The organism is Streptomyces sp. DH24 (assembly GCF_029813775.1).
Classification (GTDB): Bacteria; Actinomycetota; Actinomycetes; order Streptomycetales; family Streptomycetaceae; genus Streptomyces.
Window position 1 is genome coordinate 152,270 of the sequence record NZ_JARVKW010000007.1, and the last position, 16,544, is coordinate 168,813.

At 69.5% G+C, this 16,544-nt stretch carries 15 protein-coding genes and 1 riboswitch; of the genes, 7 read left to right on the forward strand and 8 right to left on the reverse strand.

Annotated elements, in window-relative coordinates:
• Position 1: 1 nt before the first annotated feature.
• The 3 genes from QC282_RS08230 to QC282_RS08240 form a co-directional block, all read right to left on the reverse strand.
• Positions 2 to 832: a carbohydrate ABC transporter permease gene (locus QC282_RS08230; RefSeq protein ID WP_279548566.1), complete on the reverse strand. Its 831-nt coding sequence runs from the start codon at positions 830 to 832 to the stop codon at positions 2 to 4.
• Positions 829 to 1,824 carry a sugar ABC transporter permease gene (locus QC282_RS08235; protein WP_279548567.1) on the reverse strand — a complete coding sequence of 332 codons (996 nt, stop codon included), beginning with the start codon at positions 1,822 to 1,824 and terminating at the stop codon, positions 829 to 831. The genes QC282_RS08230 and QC282_RS08235 overlap by 4 nt, the downstream gene beginning before the upstream one ends.
• Positions 1,825 to 1,926: 102 nt before the next feature.
• Positions 1,927 to 3,201, reverse strand: coding sequence for an extracellular solute-binding protein (locus tag QC282_RS08240; RefSeq protein WP_279548568.1), 1,275 nt, complete (start codon positions 3,199 to 3,201; stop codon positions 1,927 to 1,929).
• 399 nt (positions 3,202 to 3,600) lie between these two features.
• Here QC282_RS08240 and QC282_RS08245 point away from each other — a divergent pair, with 399 nt between their 5' ends.
• The 6 genes from QC282_RS08245 to QC282_RS08270 all read left to right on the forward strand — a co-directional run bounded on the left by QC282_RS08245 (position 3,601) and on the right by QC282_RS08270 (position 10,706).
• Positions 3,601 to 4,365, forward strand: a complete 765-nt coding sequence (locus tag QC282_RS08245) for a GntR family transcriptional regulator (protein WP_279548569.1) — start codon at positions 3,601 to 3,603, stop codon at positions 4,363 to 4,365.
• 171 nt (positions 4,366 to 4,536) lie between these two features.
• Positions 4,537 to 4,803 (forward strand): DUF3311 domain-containing protein, encoded by a 267-nt coding sequence (locus QC282_RS08250; protein ID WP_279548570.1) that lies wholly within the window; start codon positions 4,537 to 4,539, stop codon positions 4,801 to 4,803.
• A complete protein-coding gene (mctP, locus tag QC282_RS08255; RefSeq protein WP_279548571.1) occupies positions 4,800 to 6,428 on the forward strand; it encodes a monocarboxylate uptake permease MctP in 1,629 nt (542 codons plus the stop codon). The genes QC282_RS08250 and mctP overlap by 4 nt, the downstream gene beginning before the upstream one ends.
• Before the next feature lie 75 nt (positions 6,429 to 6,503).
• A complete protein-coding gene (locus tag QC282_RS08260; protein ID WP_279548572.1) occupies positions 6,504 to 7,010 on the forward strand; it encodes a GNAT family N-acetyltransferase in 507 nt (168 codons plus the stop codon).
• 24 nt (positions 7,011 to 7,034) lie between these two features.
• Positions 7,035 to 7,176: riboswitch (cobalamin riboswitch) on the forward strand.
• A 120-nt stretch (positions 7,177 to 7,296) separates the two neighbouring features.
• Complete coding sequence (locus QC282_RS08265) at positions 7,297 to 9,645, forward strand: ribonucleoside-diphosphate reductase subunit alpha (protein WP_279548573.1); 2,349 nt, start codon at positions 7,297 to 7,299, stop codon at positions 9,643 to 9,645.
• A gap of 56 nt (positions 9,646 to 9,701) precedes the next feature.
• Positions 9,702 to 10,706: a ribonucleotide-diphosphate reductase subunit beta gene (locus tag QC282_RS08270; RefSeq protein ID WP_279548574.1), complete on the forward strand. Its 1,005-nt coding sequence runs from the start codon at positions 9,702 to 9,704 to the stop codon at positions 10,704 to 10,706.
• Here the strand turns inward: QC282_RS08270 and QC282_RS08275 are convergent.
• Positions 10,619 to 10,828, reverse strand: a complete 210-nt coding sequence (locus QC282_RS08275) for a hypothetical protein (protein WP_279548575.1) — start codon at positions 10,826 to 10,828, stop codon at positions 10,619 to 10,621. The genes QC282_RS08270 and QC282_RS08275 overlap by 88 nt on opposite strands.
• A 92-nt stretch (positions 10,829 to 10,920) precedes the next feature.
• On the opposite strand from QC282_RS08275, the gene QC282_RS08280 reads away from it, so the two are divergent.
• Positions 10,921 to 11,886: a GlxA family transcriptional regulator gene (locus QC282_RS08280; RefSeq protein WP_279548576.1), complete on the forward strand. Its 966-nt coding sequence runs from the start codon at positions 10,921 to 10,923 to the stop codon at positions 11,884 to 11,886.
• 113 nt (positions 11,887 to 11,999) lie between these two features.
• On the opposite strand, the gene QC282_RS08285 is transcribed toward QC282_RS08280, so the two are convergent.
• The 4 genes from QC282_RS08285 to QC282_RS08300 all read right to left on the reverse strand — a co-directional run bounded on the left by QC282_RS08285 (position 12,000) and on the right by QC282_RS08300 (position 16,522).
• Positions 12,000 to 13,376: a cytochrome P450 gene (locus QC282_RS08285; RefSeq protein ID WP_279548577.1), complete on the reverse strand. Its 1,377-nt coding sequence runs from the start codon at positions 13,374 to 13,376 to the stop codon at positions 12,000 to 12,002.
• Positions 13,373 to 14,458, reverse strand: coding sequence for an epi-isozizaene synthase (cyc1, locus tag QC282_RS08290; RefSeq protein ID WP_279548578.1), 1,086 nt, complete (start codon positions 14,456 to 14,458; stop codon positions 13,373 to 13,375). Before cyc1 ends, QC282_RS08285 begins: the two co-directional genes overlap by 4 nt.
• A gap of 291 nt (positions 14,459 to 14,749) precedes the next feature.
• A complete protein-coding gene (gene def / locus QC282_RS08295; protein ID WP_279548579.1) occupies positions 14,750 to 15,400 on the reverse strand; it encodes a peptide deformylase in 651 nt (216 codons plus the stop codon).
• 141 nt (positions 15,401 to 15,541) lie between these two features.
• On the reverse strand, positions 15,542 to 16,522 hold the full coding sequence (locus QC282_RS08300) for a hypothetical protein (protein WP_279548580.1): 981 nt from the start codon (positions 16,520 to 16,522) through the stop codon (positions 15,542 to 15,544).
• Positions 16,523 to 16,544 lie beyond the last annotated feature (22 nt).

Sequence of the window (16,544 nt, forward strand, 5' to 3'; positions counted from 1 at the left end):
GTTATCCCTTCACGGCGCCGGCGGTCAGGCCGCTGACAGCCCTGCGCTGGAGGAAGACGAAGAGGATCAGGATCGGGACGGCGAAGAGGGAGGAGGCCGCCATGGTGGCGCCCCAGTCGTCGCCGAAGGCGGTGCGGAAGCTGGACACCCACAGTGGCAGGGTCTGGGCTTCGGCGTCCTTGTTGAGGACCAGCACGAGGGGCAGTTCGTTCCAGGCGGTGATGAAGCCGAACAGCGAGGTCGACATCAGGCCCGGGGCGAGCAGCGGCAGGATCACCTTGCGGAACGCGGTGACGCGGGTGCAGCCGTCGACCATCGCCGCCTCCTCCAGCTCCCTGGGCACGGCGGCGACGAAGCTGCGCAGCGTCAGGATGGTGAAGGGCAGGATCATCATCATGTAGAAGATCGTCAGCGGCACAAGGCTGTTCAGGACGGAGGCGTCGCGCACGATCATGTAGATGGCAATAACCATGACCTCCCAGGGCGCCATCTGGGCCAGCATGAAGCCGACGATGAAGCCGCGCCGCCCCCTGAACCGCATCCGGGCCAGGGCGAACGAGCCGGCGAGCGCGATGGCCAGGGAGAAGACGACCGCGAGGACGGTGACGATCAGGGAGTTGGAGACGTACGTCCAGAAGTGGTCGACGCCGGTCGCGGTGGTGAAGTGCTCGAAGGTGACGTCGGCCGGGAACCAGACCGGGTCCTCGGAGATGATGTCGCCCGTCGGCTTGAAGGCCGTGGAGAACATCCAGTACACGGGGAAGACGAAGAAGGCGAACAGGACGACGGCCGTGACGTTGGGCCAGACGCGGCTGAGCAGTGAGCGCTTCACAGCGCGGCCTCCTCTTCGTTCTCCTGCTTGAGCACGATCCTGAGGTAGTAGGCGGTCAGGCCGAGCAGGATCAGGATGGTCAGGACGGCGATCGCGGCGCCCATGCCGTAGTGCTGGTTGCCGACGCCCTCGATGTAGGCGTAGACGGGCAGGATTTCGGTGAGGCGGTCGGGGCCGCCGCCGTTGATGGTGAAGACCTGCACGAACGCCTTGAAGACCCAGATGATCTCCAGGAAGGTCGTGGCGTACAGGAAGGGGCGCAGGAACGGCAGGGTGACCGTGGTGAAGCTTTTCCACGTGCCCGCGCCGTCGAGGGCCGCGGCCTCGTAGAGCTCGCCGGGGATGGTCGTGGTCGCCGCGTAGAGGTTGATCGCGACGAACGGGATCGACATCCACACGATCAGCAGGGTGACGACGAAGAAGGTCGACATCTGGCTGCTGGTCCAGCTGTAGTCGGCCATCGAGTGCCAGCCGAGCTTGTCCAGCACCCAGTTGACGACACCGAAGCGCTGGGCGAACAGCCACTGGTAGACGGTGCTGGCGGCGACCACCGGCATGGCCCAGGCCAGTACCAGACCGAGCAGCAGCGTCAGCCGCATGCGCTGGCCGAGGCGGGCGAGCAGCAGGCCGACCAGCGTGCCCAGGACCATGATCAGCACGACGTTGACCGCCGTGAACAGGATCGAGCGGAGGGTGACGCGCCAGAAGTCCTCGCCGGTGAGGACCTCCTTGTAGTTGTCGATGCCGTTCCACTCGGTGACGTGCTGGATCAGCTGCGCCATGTTGAGGTTCTGGAACGACAGCAGCACGTCCTTCAGCAGCGGCCAGCCGAGCAGCAGCACGGTGGCCGCGCAGGCGGGCAGCAGCAGGAGGTACGGGGCGAGTGCGCCGGCCCGCGACGCGGCTCGGGGTGTGGGACGGCCGGCTCCCCCGCCGTCCGCCCGGCGGACGTCCGCCGGGCCGGAGGGCGGCCGTTCGGTCTGCACGGTCATGCTCGCGATCTCTCTACTCGGCCTGCGCAGGTCTTGCGACATGCGTACGGGCGCCGGGACGGGGCCGTGTCACACGGTGGCCCCGCCCCGGCTTGAGCGGCCCTACTGCTGCTGTGCCAGACGCTTGTTGAACTCGTCCTCGACCTGCTTGGCGGCGGCGGCCGGGGACTTGCCGTTCAGCACGGCGGTCATGAACGTCTTGACCGGGTTCGGGGCGTTCTCGACGGCGGCCCACTCCGGGATCAGCGGCGTGGTGCCACCGCCCGCGGCGGCCGGCGCGGCGGCCTCGGCGACGGCGTTGCCCTTGAGGTTGCTCTGCAGCGACTCCTTGTTCGGGATGACGCCGTTGAGCTTGGCGAGTTGCCCCTCGAACTTGTCGGAGAGCGCGAGCTTCAGGAACTCCTTGGCGAGGTCCTGCTTCTTGCTGCCCGCGGCGACGGCGAGGTTGGAGCCGCCGACGAAGACGCCCTCGGGCTTGTCGGCCGTGGCACCGGGGATGGTGAAGTAGCCGATCTCCTTCTCGATCTCCGGGTTGGCCTTGATGGCGATGCCGGCTTCCCAGCCCATGCCGATGAAGGCGCCGACCTTGCCCTTGCCGAAGACCTCGCCCTGCTGCGGGGTGGCCTCGTCCTTGTCCTTGGGCGCCTTGGAGAGGGCCTGGAACTTCTTGTAGGTCTCCATGGCGGCGGCGACCTTCGGGTCGTCGAGGTTGGAGACGTACTTGTCGCCGTCCTTCTTGACCAGTTCGGCGCCCTCGCCGATGGCCAGGCCGACGAAGTGGTACCAGTTCTGGCCGGGCAGGTAGATCGGCTCGGCGTCGGTCTTCTCGCCGATGGTCTTCAGGGCGTCGTAGAACTCGTCCCGGGTCTTCGGGGTGTCCTTGATGCCGGCGTCGGCCCAGATCTTCTTGTTGTAGAGGACGACGCGGTTGGCGAAGTACCAGGGCGCCGCGTACTGCTTGCCCTCGAAGACGGACGACTCGTTGAGGGACTCGGTCCACTCGCCGCCGATCTCGGCCTTCAGGTCGGCGAGGTCGGCGAGGCCGCCGGTCTTGGCGTAGGCCGGGGTCTGGGTGTTGCCGATCTCGAAGACGTCCGGCGGGTTCTCCTCGGACAGGGCGGTGGTCAGCTTCTGCTGGATGCCGTTCCACTGCTGGACTTCGAACGTGACCTTGGCCTGCGTCTTCTTCTCGAACTCGGCGGCCAGGTCCTTCTGCCACTGGTCCGGCGACGAGCCGTCCATCACCCACACCGTGAGGGTCTGGCCCTTGTAGCCGTCCGCCCCGGCCTTGTTCTCCTCGCCGTCGTCGCCCCCGCATGCCGCGATGGAGACCATCATGCCCGCGACCGCGATCGCGGATATCAGCTTGCGCTTCACGCCACCCTCCTCAGGGATGCCACAAACCCCCCTGCTCCCCGCGGTGACTGACGACCGCCCATGGGGCCGGGACCTGGACCAATGGTGTAGACCAGTAGGGGGAGCTTGGCCCAGACCAATAGGCCTGTCAAGGGTGTTCATGCGGGCTGTGGCGGTCCGTGATGCGACCGAGATATGCAAGGATCTTTCGTTCCGCAAGCGACAGATCGGACGTACCACTTATGCGGTGGACCGCCACGCCGGGACGGCCGTGTGGACTAGACCAGCGAGGGCCCCGAGGGTATACAAAGGGGATCACGGAGCCGGTGGGGAACATCCCCGCGCGCGGCCGTGCCACGATGTGAGCCGTGACCGACGGGATGTCGGTCGTTTCGGCACTCGAAGCCGGGAAGGCAGAGCATGAGCACCGACGTCAGCAGTGCGGAGAACGAGGGTGGGGCGACCGTCCGTACCGCGCGCGTGCCCAAGTACTACCGACTGAAGAAGCACCTGCTCGACATGACGGAGACGCAGGCGCCGGGCACTCCCGTCCCGCCCGAGCGCACGCTGGCCGCGGAGTTCGACACCTCGCGCACCACCGTCCGGCAGGCCCTTCAGGAACTGGTCGTCGAGGGGCGTCTGGAGCGCATCCAGGGCAAGGGCACCTTCGTCGCCAAGCCGAAGGTGTCGCAGGCGCTGCAACTGACCTCCTACACGGAGGACATGCGCGCCCAGGGCCTCGAACCCACCTCGCAGCTCCTCGACATCGGCTACATCACGGCCGACGACCGGCTCGCCGGGCTGCTCGACATCACGGCCGGCGGGCGCGTGCTGCGCATCGAGCGGCTGCGCATGGCCAACGGCGAGCCGATGGCCATCGAGACCACGCACCTGAGCGCGAAGCGCTTCCCCGCGCTGCGCCGCAGCCTCGTGAAGTACACGTCCCTCTACACCGCGCTCGCCGAGGTGTACGACGTCCACCTCGCGGAGGCCGAGGAGACCATCGAGACGTCGCTGGCCACGCCGCGCGAGGCCGGCCTGCTCGGCACGGACGTGGGCCTGCCGATGCTGATGCTGTCCCGCCACTCCCTGGACCGGGACGGCCAGCCGGTGGAGTGGGTGCGGTCCGTCTACCGGGGCGACCGGTACAAGTTCGTGGCACGGCTCAAGCGCCCGCAGGACTGAGCGGGTTCGGGCCCCGGCGCAGGCGGACGGACCGCCAGGAAAAGGACCCCACGGCAGGGCTACCGGTGCCGCTGAGGATCGGAATGCGGACGAGGGGTTCCGTTCGGCGACCCCCTGACCTAGATTTCCTCCGCATTACCCGGGTGACCTGTGAGGGGACGGAGCCGTCAGATGTCGCAAGCCCCAGATGTGAACAGAGAGCCGGTGGTGACGCCCATGCGCGTCGTCATCGCTCTCTGCCTGATAGCGCCCTTCGTGGCCATGCTGTGGGTCGGTTCCTACACGAAGACCGACCCGGCGTTCATCGGCATCCCGTTCTTCTACTGGTACCAGATGCTGTGGGTGCTGCTGTCGACGCTGCTCACCATGGTCGCGTACAAGCTGTGGCAGCGTGACCAGCGCGCCCGCTCCGGCGGCAAGGGGGGTGCGGCGGAATGAACGACGGCGTGAACGGCGTGGCACTCGCCGTCTTCATCTTCTTCTTCCTGCTCGTCACGGTCATGGGCTTCCTGGCCGCGCGCTGGCGCAAGGCCGAGAACGAGCACAGCCTCGACGAGTGGGGCCTGGGCGGCCGCTCGTTCGGCACCTGGGTCACCTGGTTCCTGCTCGGCGGCGACCTGTACACGGCGTACACCTTCGTGGCCGTACCGGCGGCGATCTACGCGGCGGGCGCGGCCGGCTTCTTCGCGGTGCCGTACACGATCCTGGTGTACCCGCTGATCTTCACGTTCCTGCCGCGCCTGTGGTCGGTGTCGCACAAGCACGGCTACGTCACGACGTCCGACTTCGTGCGCGGCCGGTTCGGCTCCAAGGGCCTGTCGCTGGCCGTCGCGCTCACCGGCATCCTGGCGACGATGCCGTACATCGCGCTCCAACTGGTCGGCATCCAGGCCGTGCTGGACGTGATGGGAGTCGGTGGCGGCGAGGACACCAACTGGTTCATCAAGGACCTGCCGCTGCTGATCGCCTTCGGCGTGCTCGCGGCGTACACGTACTCGTCGGGTCTGCGGGCGCCCGCGCTGATCGCGTTCGTGAAGGACACGCTGATCTACATCGTCATCGCCGTGGCCATCATCTACATCCCGATCAAGCTGGGCGGCTTCGACGACATCTTCGCCAAGGCCGGCGAGGCGTTCTCGCAGACCAACCCGGCGACGGGCGCGCCGCGCGGCTCGCTGGTGCCGGCGGAGGCGGGCCAGTGGACGTACGCCACGCTGGCGCTGGGCTCCGCGCTCGCGCTGTTCATGTACCCGCACTCGATCACCGCGACGCTGTCCTCCCGCAGCCGTGACGTGATCCGCCGCAACACCACGATCCTGCCGCTGTACTCACTGATGCTGGGCCTGCTGGCGCTGCTCGGCTTCATGGCGATCGCGGCCGGCATCAAGGTGCAGAACGGCCAGCTGGCGATTCCGCAGCTGTTCGAGACCATGTTCCCGGACTGGTTCGCGGGCGTGGCCTTCGCGGCCATCGGCATCGGTGCCCTGGTCCCGGCGGCGATCATGTCGATCGCGGCGGCGAACCTCTTCACCCGCAACATCTACAAGGACTTCATCAAGCCCGACGCGACGCCGGCCCAGGAGACCAAGGTCTCCAAGCTGGTCTCGCTGCTGGTGAAGGTGGGCGCGCTGGCCTTCGTCCTGACCATGGACAAGACGGTCGCGATCAACTTCCAGCTGCTGGGCGGCATCTGGATCCTGCAGACCTTCCCGGCCCTGGTCGGCGGCCTGTTCACCCGCTGGTTCCACCGCTGGGCCCTGCTCGCCGGCTGGGCGGTCGGCATGATCTACGGCACGGTCGCCGCGTACGGCGTGGCCTCGCCGACGCAGAAGCACTTCGGCGGCTCCTCGAAGGAGATCCCCGGCATCGGCGAGATCGGCTACATCGGCCTCACGGCGTTCGTGCTGAACGTCGTCGTCACGGTGGTCCTCACCTTCGTCCTCAGGGCCGCGAAGGCTCCCGAGGGCGTGGACGAGACGAAGCCGGAGGACTACACGGCGGACGCGGGCGACCCGGGCGTCCAGGTGGAGCTTCCGCCGGCGACCGCGGGCTCCGCGCACTGACGGGCTCCGCACAGGCAACGGGCCGCCGGGGAGTTCCGGCGGCCCGTTGCCGTACCCGTCGGGCACACTCACTCCATGGACATCGTGATCAGGCGGGCCCGCCCCGCCGAGTACGAGACCCTCGGTGAGATCACCGCGCAGGCCTATCTCCGCGACGGCCTGCTGGACTTCGGGGAGAGCGACGCCTACCTCGACGAGCTGCGCGACGTCGCCAAGCGCGCGGCGCACGCCCAGGTGCTGGTCGCCACCCGGAACGCGGACGTGCTGGGCGGCGTGACGTTCGTACCGTCCGGCGGGTCGATGGCCGACATCGCCGGTCCCTCGGAGGCCGAGATCCGCATGCTCGCCGTGGCCCACGCCGCTCGGGGCCGCGGGGTCGGCGAGGCTCTGGTGCGGTCCTGCGTCGACCGCGCCCGGGCCCTGCCGGACCGGACAGGCGTGGTGCTGTCCACGCAGCGCACCATGCACGCCGCGCACCGGCTCTACGAACGGCTGGGCTTCGTCCGCACACCGGAGCGCGACTGGAACCCCCTCCCGGAGGTCGTCGACATCACGCTGCTCACCTACCGACTGACACTCTGACACAAGATGTGGGGGTGCTTTGACGCCCCGACACAAGATGTATGCTCGTGCTCGCTGTCGCCACAGGGGAATCCGGTGCGAATCCGGAACTGTCCCGCAACGGTGTACCGGCGTGTTCGCGCACGCCCGTTCAGTCCGAGGACCTGCCGACGGCGCGCCCGGCCGTCCGGCCCGGCGCATGACGTCCGGGCCTCGTGGAATGGGCCGGTGGACGCGACGCCGCGTGCGCTCGTGAGCTGCCCCCGTCCCTCGGCGAGGCCCCGTGCCGAGCGAGGGAGAGCCCCACGTGACCATCGCGCCAGCCGATCCGGCTTCAGCGACCCAGGTTCCCGACGACGGTCCCGGTGCCGCGTTGCTGCGGACCCTGACCGAGCTGACCGCCGACCTGCCCGACGCCGACCCCGGCCGGGTCGCCGCCGCGGCACTGCGCGGCCGGTCGGCGCACGCGGACGAGGCCGAGCTGCGGGAGCTGGCCACGGAGGCCGCCGCCGGCCTGATCTCGGAGGACCCCGCCTACTCGAAGCTGGCCGCCCGGCTGCTCACCCTCGGCATCCGCGCCGAGGCCGCCTCGCAGGGCGTCACCGTCTTCACCGAGTCCGTCGCCACCGGCCACCGCGAAGGGCTCATCGCCGATCGCACCGCCGAGTTCGTCCGCCTCCACGCGGCCCGGCTCGACGCGCTGATCGACCCGGCCGCCGACGACCGCTTCGGCTACTTCGGCCTGCGCACCCTGCACAGCCGCTACCTGCTGCGGCACCCGATCACCCGCAAGGTCGTGGAGACGCCCCAGCACTTCCTGCTGCGCGTCGCCGCCGGTCTCGCCGAGGACGACACGCCCCGCGCGGTGGACGAGGTCGCGGCGCTCTACCGGCTCATGAGCCGCCTCGACTACCTGCCGTCCTCCCCCACACTGTTCAACTCCGGCACCCGCCACCCCCAGATGTCGTCCTGCTACCTCCTCGACTCCCCGAAGGACGAGCTGGACTCCATCTACGACCGCTACCACCAGGTCGCCCGGCTCTCGAAGCACGCCGGCGGCATCGGCATCGCCTACTCCCGGGTCCGCTCGCGCGGTTCGCTGATCCGCGGCACGAACGGCCACTCCAACGGCATCGTCCCGTTCCTGAAGACCCTCGACGCATCGGTCGCCGCCGTGAACCAGGGCGGCCGGCGCAAGGGAGCCGCCGCCGTCTACCTGGAGACCTGGCACTCCGACATCGAGGAGTTCCTGGAGCTGCGCGACAACACCGGCGAGGACGCCCGGCGCACGCACAACCTGAACCTCGCGCACTGGGTGCCGGACGAGTTCATGCGCCGTGTGAACGCCGACGAGCAGTGGTCGCTGTTCTCGCCGGCGGACGTGCCGGAGCTGGTCGACCTGTGGGGCGAGGAGTTCGACGCGGCGTACCGGGCGGCGGAGGCCAAGGGCCTGGCGACGAAGACGCTGCCCGCCCGCGACCTGTACGGCCGGATGATGCGCACCCTCGCGCAGACCGGCAACGGCTGGATGACCTTCAAGGACACCGCCAACCGCACCGCCAACCAGACCGCGGAGCCCGGCCGGGTCGTCCACTCCTCCAATCTGTGCACGGAGATCCTGGAGGTCACCGACGACGGCGAGACGGCGGTCTGCAACCTGGGGTCGGTCAACCTCGGCGCGTTCGTCGACACCGCGGCCGGGGACATCGACTGGGAGCGGCTGGACGAGACCGTCCGGACCGCCGTCACCTTCCTCGACCGCGTCGTGGACATCAACTTCTACCCGACCGAGCAGGCGGGCCGCTCCAACGCCCGCTGGCGTCCGGTGGGCCTCGGCGCGATGGGCCTGCAGGACGTCTTCTTCAAGCTGCGGCTGCCCTTCGACTCCCCCGAGGCCCGCGCCCTGTCCACCCGCATCGCCGAGCGCGTCATGCTGGCCGCGTACGAGGCGTCCGCCGACCTCGCCGAGCGCAGCGGCCCGCACCCGGCCTGGGACGGGACCCGGACGGCCCGGGGTGTCCTGCACCCCGACCACTACGACGTCGAGCTCACCTGGCCGGAGCGCTGGGCCGCGCTGCGCGAGCGCGTCGCGGCGGTCGGCATGCGCAACTCCCTGCTCCTCGCGATCGCGCCGACGGCCACCATCGCCTCCATCGCGGGCGTCTACGAGTGCATCGAGCCGCAGGTGTCCAACCTGTTCAAGCGCGAGACGCTGTCCGGCGAGTTCCTCCAGGTCAACTCGTATCTGGTGCAGGAGCTCAAGAGGCTCGGCGTGTGGGACGCCCGCACCCGTGAGGCGCTGCGCGAGTCCAACGGCTCGGTGCAGGACTTCACGTGGATTCCCGAGGACGTCCGGCGGCTGTACCGCACGGCGTGGGAGATCCCGCAGCGCGGCCTGATCGACATGGCCGCCGCCCGCACCCCGTTCCTCGACCAGTCGCAGTCCCTGAACCTGTTCCTGGAGACGCCGACCATCGGCAAGCTCTCCTCGATGTACGCGTACGCCTGGAAGCAGGGCCTGAAGACGACGTACTACCTGCGCTCGCGCCCGGCGACCCGGATCGCCCGCGCGGCCCGCGCCGCCGTCCCCGCGCAGGAGGCCGAAGCGGTGGCCTGCTCCCTGGAGAACCCCGAGTCCTGCGAAGCCTGCCAGTAGTTCCCGCCCGCCACCCGACCACCACCCCTGGAGGACGGCGCTCCGCGCCGACTGTCATGACCCAGAACCTTCTCGACCCCGGCTTCGAACTCACTCTCCGCCCGATGCGCTACCCGGACTTCTACGAGCGCTACCGGGACGCCATCAAGAACACCTGGACCGTGGAGGAGGTCGACCTCCACTCCGACGTCGCCGACCTGGCGAAGCTCACGCCGGGCGAGCAGCACCTGATCGGCCGGCTGGTCGCGTTCTTCGCGACGGGCGACTCGATCGTGGCGAACAACCTGGTGCTGACCCTCTACAAGCACATCAACTCGCCCGAGGCGCGGCTGTATCTGTCGCGGCAGCTGTTCGAGGAGGCCGTCCACGTCCAGTTCTATCTGACGCTGCTGGACACCTACCTGCCCGACCCGGAGGACCGCGCCGCCGCCTTCGCGGCCGTGGAGAACATCCCCTCCATCCGGGAGAAGGCCGAGTTCTGCTTCAAGTGGATGGACTCGGTGGAGAAGCTCGACCGCCTGGAGACGCGGGCGGACCGGCGCCGCTTCCTGCTGAACCTCATCTGCTTCGCCGCGTGCATCGAGGGCCTGTTCTTCTACGGCGCCTTCGCCTACGTCTACTGGTTCCGCGGCCGGGGCCTGCTGCACGGTCTCGCCACCGGCACCAACTGGGTGTTCCGCGACGAGACCATGCACATGAGCTTCGCGTTCGACGTGGTCGACACCGTCCGCAAGGAGGAGCCGGAGCTGTTCGACGACCAGCTGCGGCAGGAGGTCACCGACATGCTGCGGGAGGCCGTCGAGGCCGAGCTGCAGTTCGCGCGCGACCTGTGCGGCGACGGCCTGCCCGGCATGAACACCGACTCGATGCGGCAGTACCTGGAGTGCGTGGCCGACCAGCGTCTCGCGCGCCTGGGCTTCGCCCCGGTGTACGGCTCGGAGAACCCCTTCTCCTTCATGGAGCTCCAGGGGGTTCAGGAGCTGACCAACTTCTTCGAGCGGCGTCCGTCGGCGTACCAGGTGGCGGTGGAGGGCACCGTCGACCTGGACGAGGACTTCTGAGCCCTCGGCCGCGGGTCGAGCTGGCGGTCGATCCGGCGCTCGTGGCGCAGTCCCACGAGCGCCGGCCCGGCGAGGAGGACGAAGAGGGCCAGGACGGTCAGGTATCCGAGGAATGCGTTCATGCCGTAAGTCTCGTACTGGCCGGACACTCCTGACAGTGGCAGGACTGCCGCGCACCCTCGATTTACTGCCAGATCCGAGGCACACTGGCAGCATGCTGAAGAACGTGGCCGCCGTCCTGCTGGACGGTGTGCACCCCTTCGAACTGGGCGTCGTCTGCGAGGTCTTCGGTATCGACCGCAGCGACGAGGGACTCCCGGTGTACGACTTCGCGGTGGTCTCCGCCGAGGGCCCGGCGCTGGGCACCCACGTCGGCGGGCTGACCGTGTCCACGCCGTACGGCCTGGACCGGCTGGACGAGGCCGACCTGATCACCGTGCCCGCCGGGAGCGACTACGCCCGGCGGGAGTATCCGCCGGCGCTGATCGACGCCCTGGTGCGCGCCGTGGAGCGCGGGGCGCGGGTGCTGAGCGTGTGCTCCGGGGTGTTCGTGCTGGGCGCCGCCGGGCTGCTGGACGGGCGGCGGTGCGCGGTGCACTGGCACCACGCGCGGGAGCTGGCCCGGCAGTATCCGCGGGCGGTCGTGGAGCCGGACGTCCTGTACGTGGACGAGGACCCGGTGATCACCTCGGCCGGCACCGCCGCCGGCATCGACGCCTGCCTGCACATCGTGCGCAAGGAGCAGGGGCCGGAGGTCGCCAACAAGATCGCCCGGCGCATGGTGGTCCCGCCGCACCGCGACGGCGGCCAGGCCCAGTACATCGAGCGGCCCCTGCCGCGGTCCCGGTGCGACACGGTCGGCGAGGTGCTGGCCTGGATGGAGCGGCACCTCGACCAGGAGGTCACCGTCGAGCAGCTCGCCGCCCGCGCCCACATGGCGCCGCGCACCTTCGCCCGCCGCTTCCAGCAGGAGACCGGCACCACGCCCTACCGCTGGCTGCTGCGCCAACGGGTGCTGCTCGCCCAGGAGTTGCTGGAGGGCACGGACGACACGGTGGACGCGATCGCCGCGCGCACCGGCTTCGGTACCGCGGCGGCGCTGCGGCACCAGTTCGTCCGGGCGCTCAACACCACGCCGAACGCCTACCGGCGTGCGTTCCGGGGCCCGCAGGCCGCCTGAACGCACGCCGGTCGCCTGGGCTCCGCCGCCCGGTCCGGACGCCTCGCCACGGCCGTCTCACCTCGGTCGCTTCACCTCGGCCGTCCCACGTTGGCTGTCTCACCCCGGTCGCCTCACCGCGCAACGGCCTTCAGCAGCAGCCGGTTGGGGCGGAGCGTGATGCCGACGCGGACGCCGCCGTCGGAGCCCGGCACCTGCTCGAAGCGGTACGCCGTCGCCAGCGCCGCCGTGACCAGGCTGAGCATCGCCATCGAGAAGTGGTCGCTCGGGCACTTCCGATTGCCCACGCCGAATGGCCGCATGGCATATTTCGGGAGCTCCGCGACCCGATCCGGAAGCCACCGGTCCGGGTCGAACTCCAGGTTGCGGGCGTACGACTTCGGATCGCGCTGGATCGCGTACGGACTGTAGATGATGTCCGCCCCGACCGGAATGCGATAGCCGCCGAGTTCGGTGTCGGTGACCGCCCGGCGGGTCAGAATCCAGACGGCCGGGCGCAGTCGCATCGCCTCCACGAGGACATTGTTGGTGTGCGTGAGACTCGGGACGTCGTCGAATCCCACCGGTCGGCCACCGGTCACGGATTCAACTTCGTCGCGCACCTTGTCGCCGTGTTCCGGGTGTTCCGCGAGCACCTGCAGCAGGCTCATGATCGTCGAGGCGATGGTTTCGCTTCCGGGAGTGAGGATGGCGACGACCTGGTCGTGGATCTCCTGGTCCCCGATGGGCTCGCCATTGTCGTCCTTCGCGTCCAGCAAAGCCGTCAGCAAATCGTTCGGCTTTTGACCGGATGCCCGCCGCTCGGCGACGATCTCGTCCACGAGGAGATGCAAATCGGCCAGCGCCCGGTTGAATTCGCGATTGGCCGGAAGCGGCAGCCGGTAGAGCGGGCCGAGCGGGATGACCATCCGCCGGTACATGCCGCGGAACACGGTGGCGAGCGCGCCGCACAGCCGCTCGGCGCGCTCGTCCATGAACCGGCCGCGCAGCAGGCAGCGGGCCGCGACGCGCACCGCGACCCGGAACGACTCCGAGGTGCAGTCGATGACGCCGCCGGAGCGCCAGCGCGCCACGAGCCCGTGCGTCTCCTCCTCCATGATCGGCCCGTACGCCGGGATGGCGTCGAGCCGGAACGCCGGCTGGATGGTGCGCCGCTGCCTCCGGTGCAGCGGACCGTTGGCGGTGGCCACCCCCTCCTTGCCGAGCAGGCCCTCCAGGGACTCCCACAGCGGCCCCGAGATGATGTAGTCGGGGCTGAGCGCGAGGGCGCCGGTGAGGGCCGGCGTGGTCACCGCGTACACCGTCTTCGGGCCGAGCTTCAGCCGTACGACGTCGCCGTGGTCGCGCAGCTGGGCCATGAAGGCCAGCGGGTCGCGGGCCATCTTCCAGCCGTGGCCGAGCAGCGGAACCCCGCCGCCGGTCACGGGCGGCTCACGCAGTTCGGTTCCCTCACCGGTCCTGGTTTCGGGCCCGACCGACTCGACGCTCATTTCTCACCAGCCGCTTCGTTGTTGACGTACGGGGGCGTGGACCGGTCGTCCCAGCTGTCCACCGTGTACCGGCCGGACTCGTGGTGGAACCAGTAGACACTGCTGAACCAGTTCCGCATATTGCGGACGCAGGTCCGTACCGCGACGCTCAGTTCCTTTCCGCGCAGGGTGCCGTCGGCGATTTCGTCGGCGAACCGTAAAGCTTCCCGTTCGGCGACGATGAATTCGGATACGCAGTCCTCGACGCGCCGTCTCAGATCCACGATCGCCTCTTCCAGCGTCAGCCCCTCATGCGTGATGAGGCTGATTCCGAGATTGTGGACCTCGTCCCCCGCTATTTCCTTGGGAAGTGAGCAGAGGTCGTTGTACCAGGCGGCGAATTCCTGGCTCAGGAGCGCCGCCCGCCGAAAGGCGGGGTTTTTCCGCACCCGGTCCGGCAGTTCCCGTCCCGCGCTCGCCTCCAGCAGGTCGGTCCAGATCCAGTGCGCGAAGGTGAGCCGCCGCAGCCGCAGGTACTCCTCGACGGACGGGACGATTCCGTGCGTGCGGTTGTGGAATTCCCGGTCGTACGCGTCGATCACCGCGTGGAAGTGCCGGGCGAACCGGGCGTTCCAGGTCGCCGGCAGGAACGAGTACAGCCGCAGGACACTGTCGGCGAACCCGGCGACCAGCGGGTCCTCGTGGTGCAGGTGGGCCCGGGGTGCGCCGAGTGCCGCGTGCAGCTGCCCGGCCAGACGCCGCCAGGCGGCCGGACGGCCGTGCACGATGTCGCGGTCGTGACGGTCGTCCCAGACGAAGAACCAGGCGCTGTAGTCCGCTATCGCCTGGAGCACGTCGTCGGGTGCGTCCAGGTAGTAGCCCGCCATGAGGTCCGTGTAGCACAGGCCGTCGGCATACTCCCGGACCTTGTCCGCCGGCATGAGACGTTTTTCGAGGAGCCAGGTGCGGGTCTTCTCCTGGAGCCTGGGCCAATACGGGTGCAGCTGCCGGGGAAAGGCCGCCTCGATCACCGGGAGCCGGAGTGAGGGTGGGACTGCGATCGCGGTCGATGTCGTTGTGGTGCCCTGCGAGAAAGCATGCACGAACAAACCCCTCTCAGCCGCCTGTTGGCGCACGCCCGCCCGCTGTGCCGGGCGTGCGCCGGTGCGTATCCCCGCGCTTCCTATTCAGCACCACAACTGACCGGTCTGGGAACGGATTTGCTCCATTCACTGCCCCCCTGCGCTGAGATTCCCCTCTTGCGTGACTGGTTTTTGATCACTGGAGAAGTGAAGCGGACCGAACGCGCGACGCACACGCGAACGGCGCCCGGCCAGGCACGAGAACCTGATCGGGCGCCGTCCGGAAGGCCGTCGCGCAGGGGCCGGGGGCGGTCAGTCGTTGGCGACCACGGGGTAGCGCGGCTCGTTCTCGGCCATCTGCCGCAGCGCGTCCTTGCGCTCGCGCTTGGAGAGCCGGTCGATGTACAGGTAGCCGTACAGGTGGTCGGTCTCGTGCTGGAGGCAGCGCGCGAAGTAGCCGGTGCCGCGCACCTTGATCGGGTTGCCCTTCTCGTCCTGTCCGGTCACCTCGGCGTAGTCCGGCCGGGCGAGCGAGGCGTACGCGGTCGGCACCGACAGGCAGCCCTCGTTGCTGTCGTCCAACCGGCGCCGCTCGGCGGGCAGTTCCACGAGCTTCGGGTTGCAGACCACGCCGACGTGCCGCACGCCCTCGTCGTCCGGGCAGTCGTAGACGAACACCTTCAGGTCCACGCCGATCTGGTTGGCGGCCAGGCCCACGCCCTCGGCGGTGCGCTGGCTGGCGAACATGTCCGCGACCAGCTGCTGGAGTTCCTCACCGAACTCGGTGACGTCCTTGCACTCCTTGTGGAGCACCGGGTTACCGACGACGGTGATCGGCCGCGAGGTGCCGCGCTCCCGCCAGTCCGACTCGCGCGCCTCGCAGTCCTCCGTGTCCACGACGAAGCCCTCGTCGTCGACGGGGAGCACGCCCACGTGCTGCTGATCGGTGTCCTGCTGCGCCATGACCGACGTACGCCTTCCTGACATGAACGGGGAGTGGATGCTCATACAGGGTACGGGGGGATGCGCGCCCGAGCGGCCGGGACCGTGACGGTGGTGCGGCTCCGCCGCGTGGGCGGGACCGGCCGCAACCGGCCCGCGCCCTCAGCACACCTCTTCGAGATCCCGCCAGTCCCGGGACTCCGGACTGTCCGCGACCCATCCGTCCAGCAACCCCCGGACCAGCGAAGCCGGCGCGGCCACCCCGCACTCGCGCTCCGGCACCCACAGCTGCCCGTCCGTCCGGTGCCCGAGCGGCCCGGGATGCCCCGGCTCGCTGTGGTCGTGCGGGTCGAGGTGCTCGCCGTCGCCCTCGTCGGACGGCATCCGTGATTCGGAGCACATCCGGCACAGCAGCCGCACGGAGGACGACCAGTCCTCGGCGGCGAACCCGGCGTCGGCGGCCAGTTGCTCCAGGGCGTCCCGGTCGGCCTCGGTGGCCGCCTCCAGCAGCACCACCCAGGTCGGCACCGGGGACGGCGCCCACAGCTCGATCTCGTCGAACACCGGATACGTGTGCCCGGCGCTGGTGGTGCGCTCCCCGTGCGGCACCCCGTCGTGCAGGACGACCTCGCCCCAGCGCCGGCCCGAGGACGGCAGCGGAATCGACAGCACCTCGATCCGCGCGGGGTCCAGCCGCCGCCCCCACACGACCTCGGCCTCCCCCTCGGGTGACAGCCGTACGGCCGCGCTGCCGAGGTCCATGCCGACGGGTTCCCCGGAGCCGGTCGCGGCGCCGGGCACCCGGAGTCCGTAGGCCTGCCAGGCGCGGCGGGCCAGCGGCCAGTCCTGCAGGGCGGTCGCGGCGATGCCGACGTTCCACCAGTCGGGTGCACCGGTGTCCCGGTCCAGCAGCGCGACGGCTCTGAGGCCCGCAGCCCTGGCCTGCTCCCAGTCGTGCCGGAACTTGTGCAGCAGGGCGAGGTTGAACCAGGACTCCGACAGCCACGGTTCCAGATCGGCGGCCCGCGTCAGCAGTGCGCCCGCGTCCTCGTACCGGCCGTCGCCGATGAGAGTGAACGCCCGGTCCGTGGCCTGCCGCCAGGAGGCGGAGGGCCGGTGCCGTCCCTTGCCGAAGATCCTCACGATTCCCGCCTGCCAGTTCCGT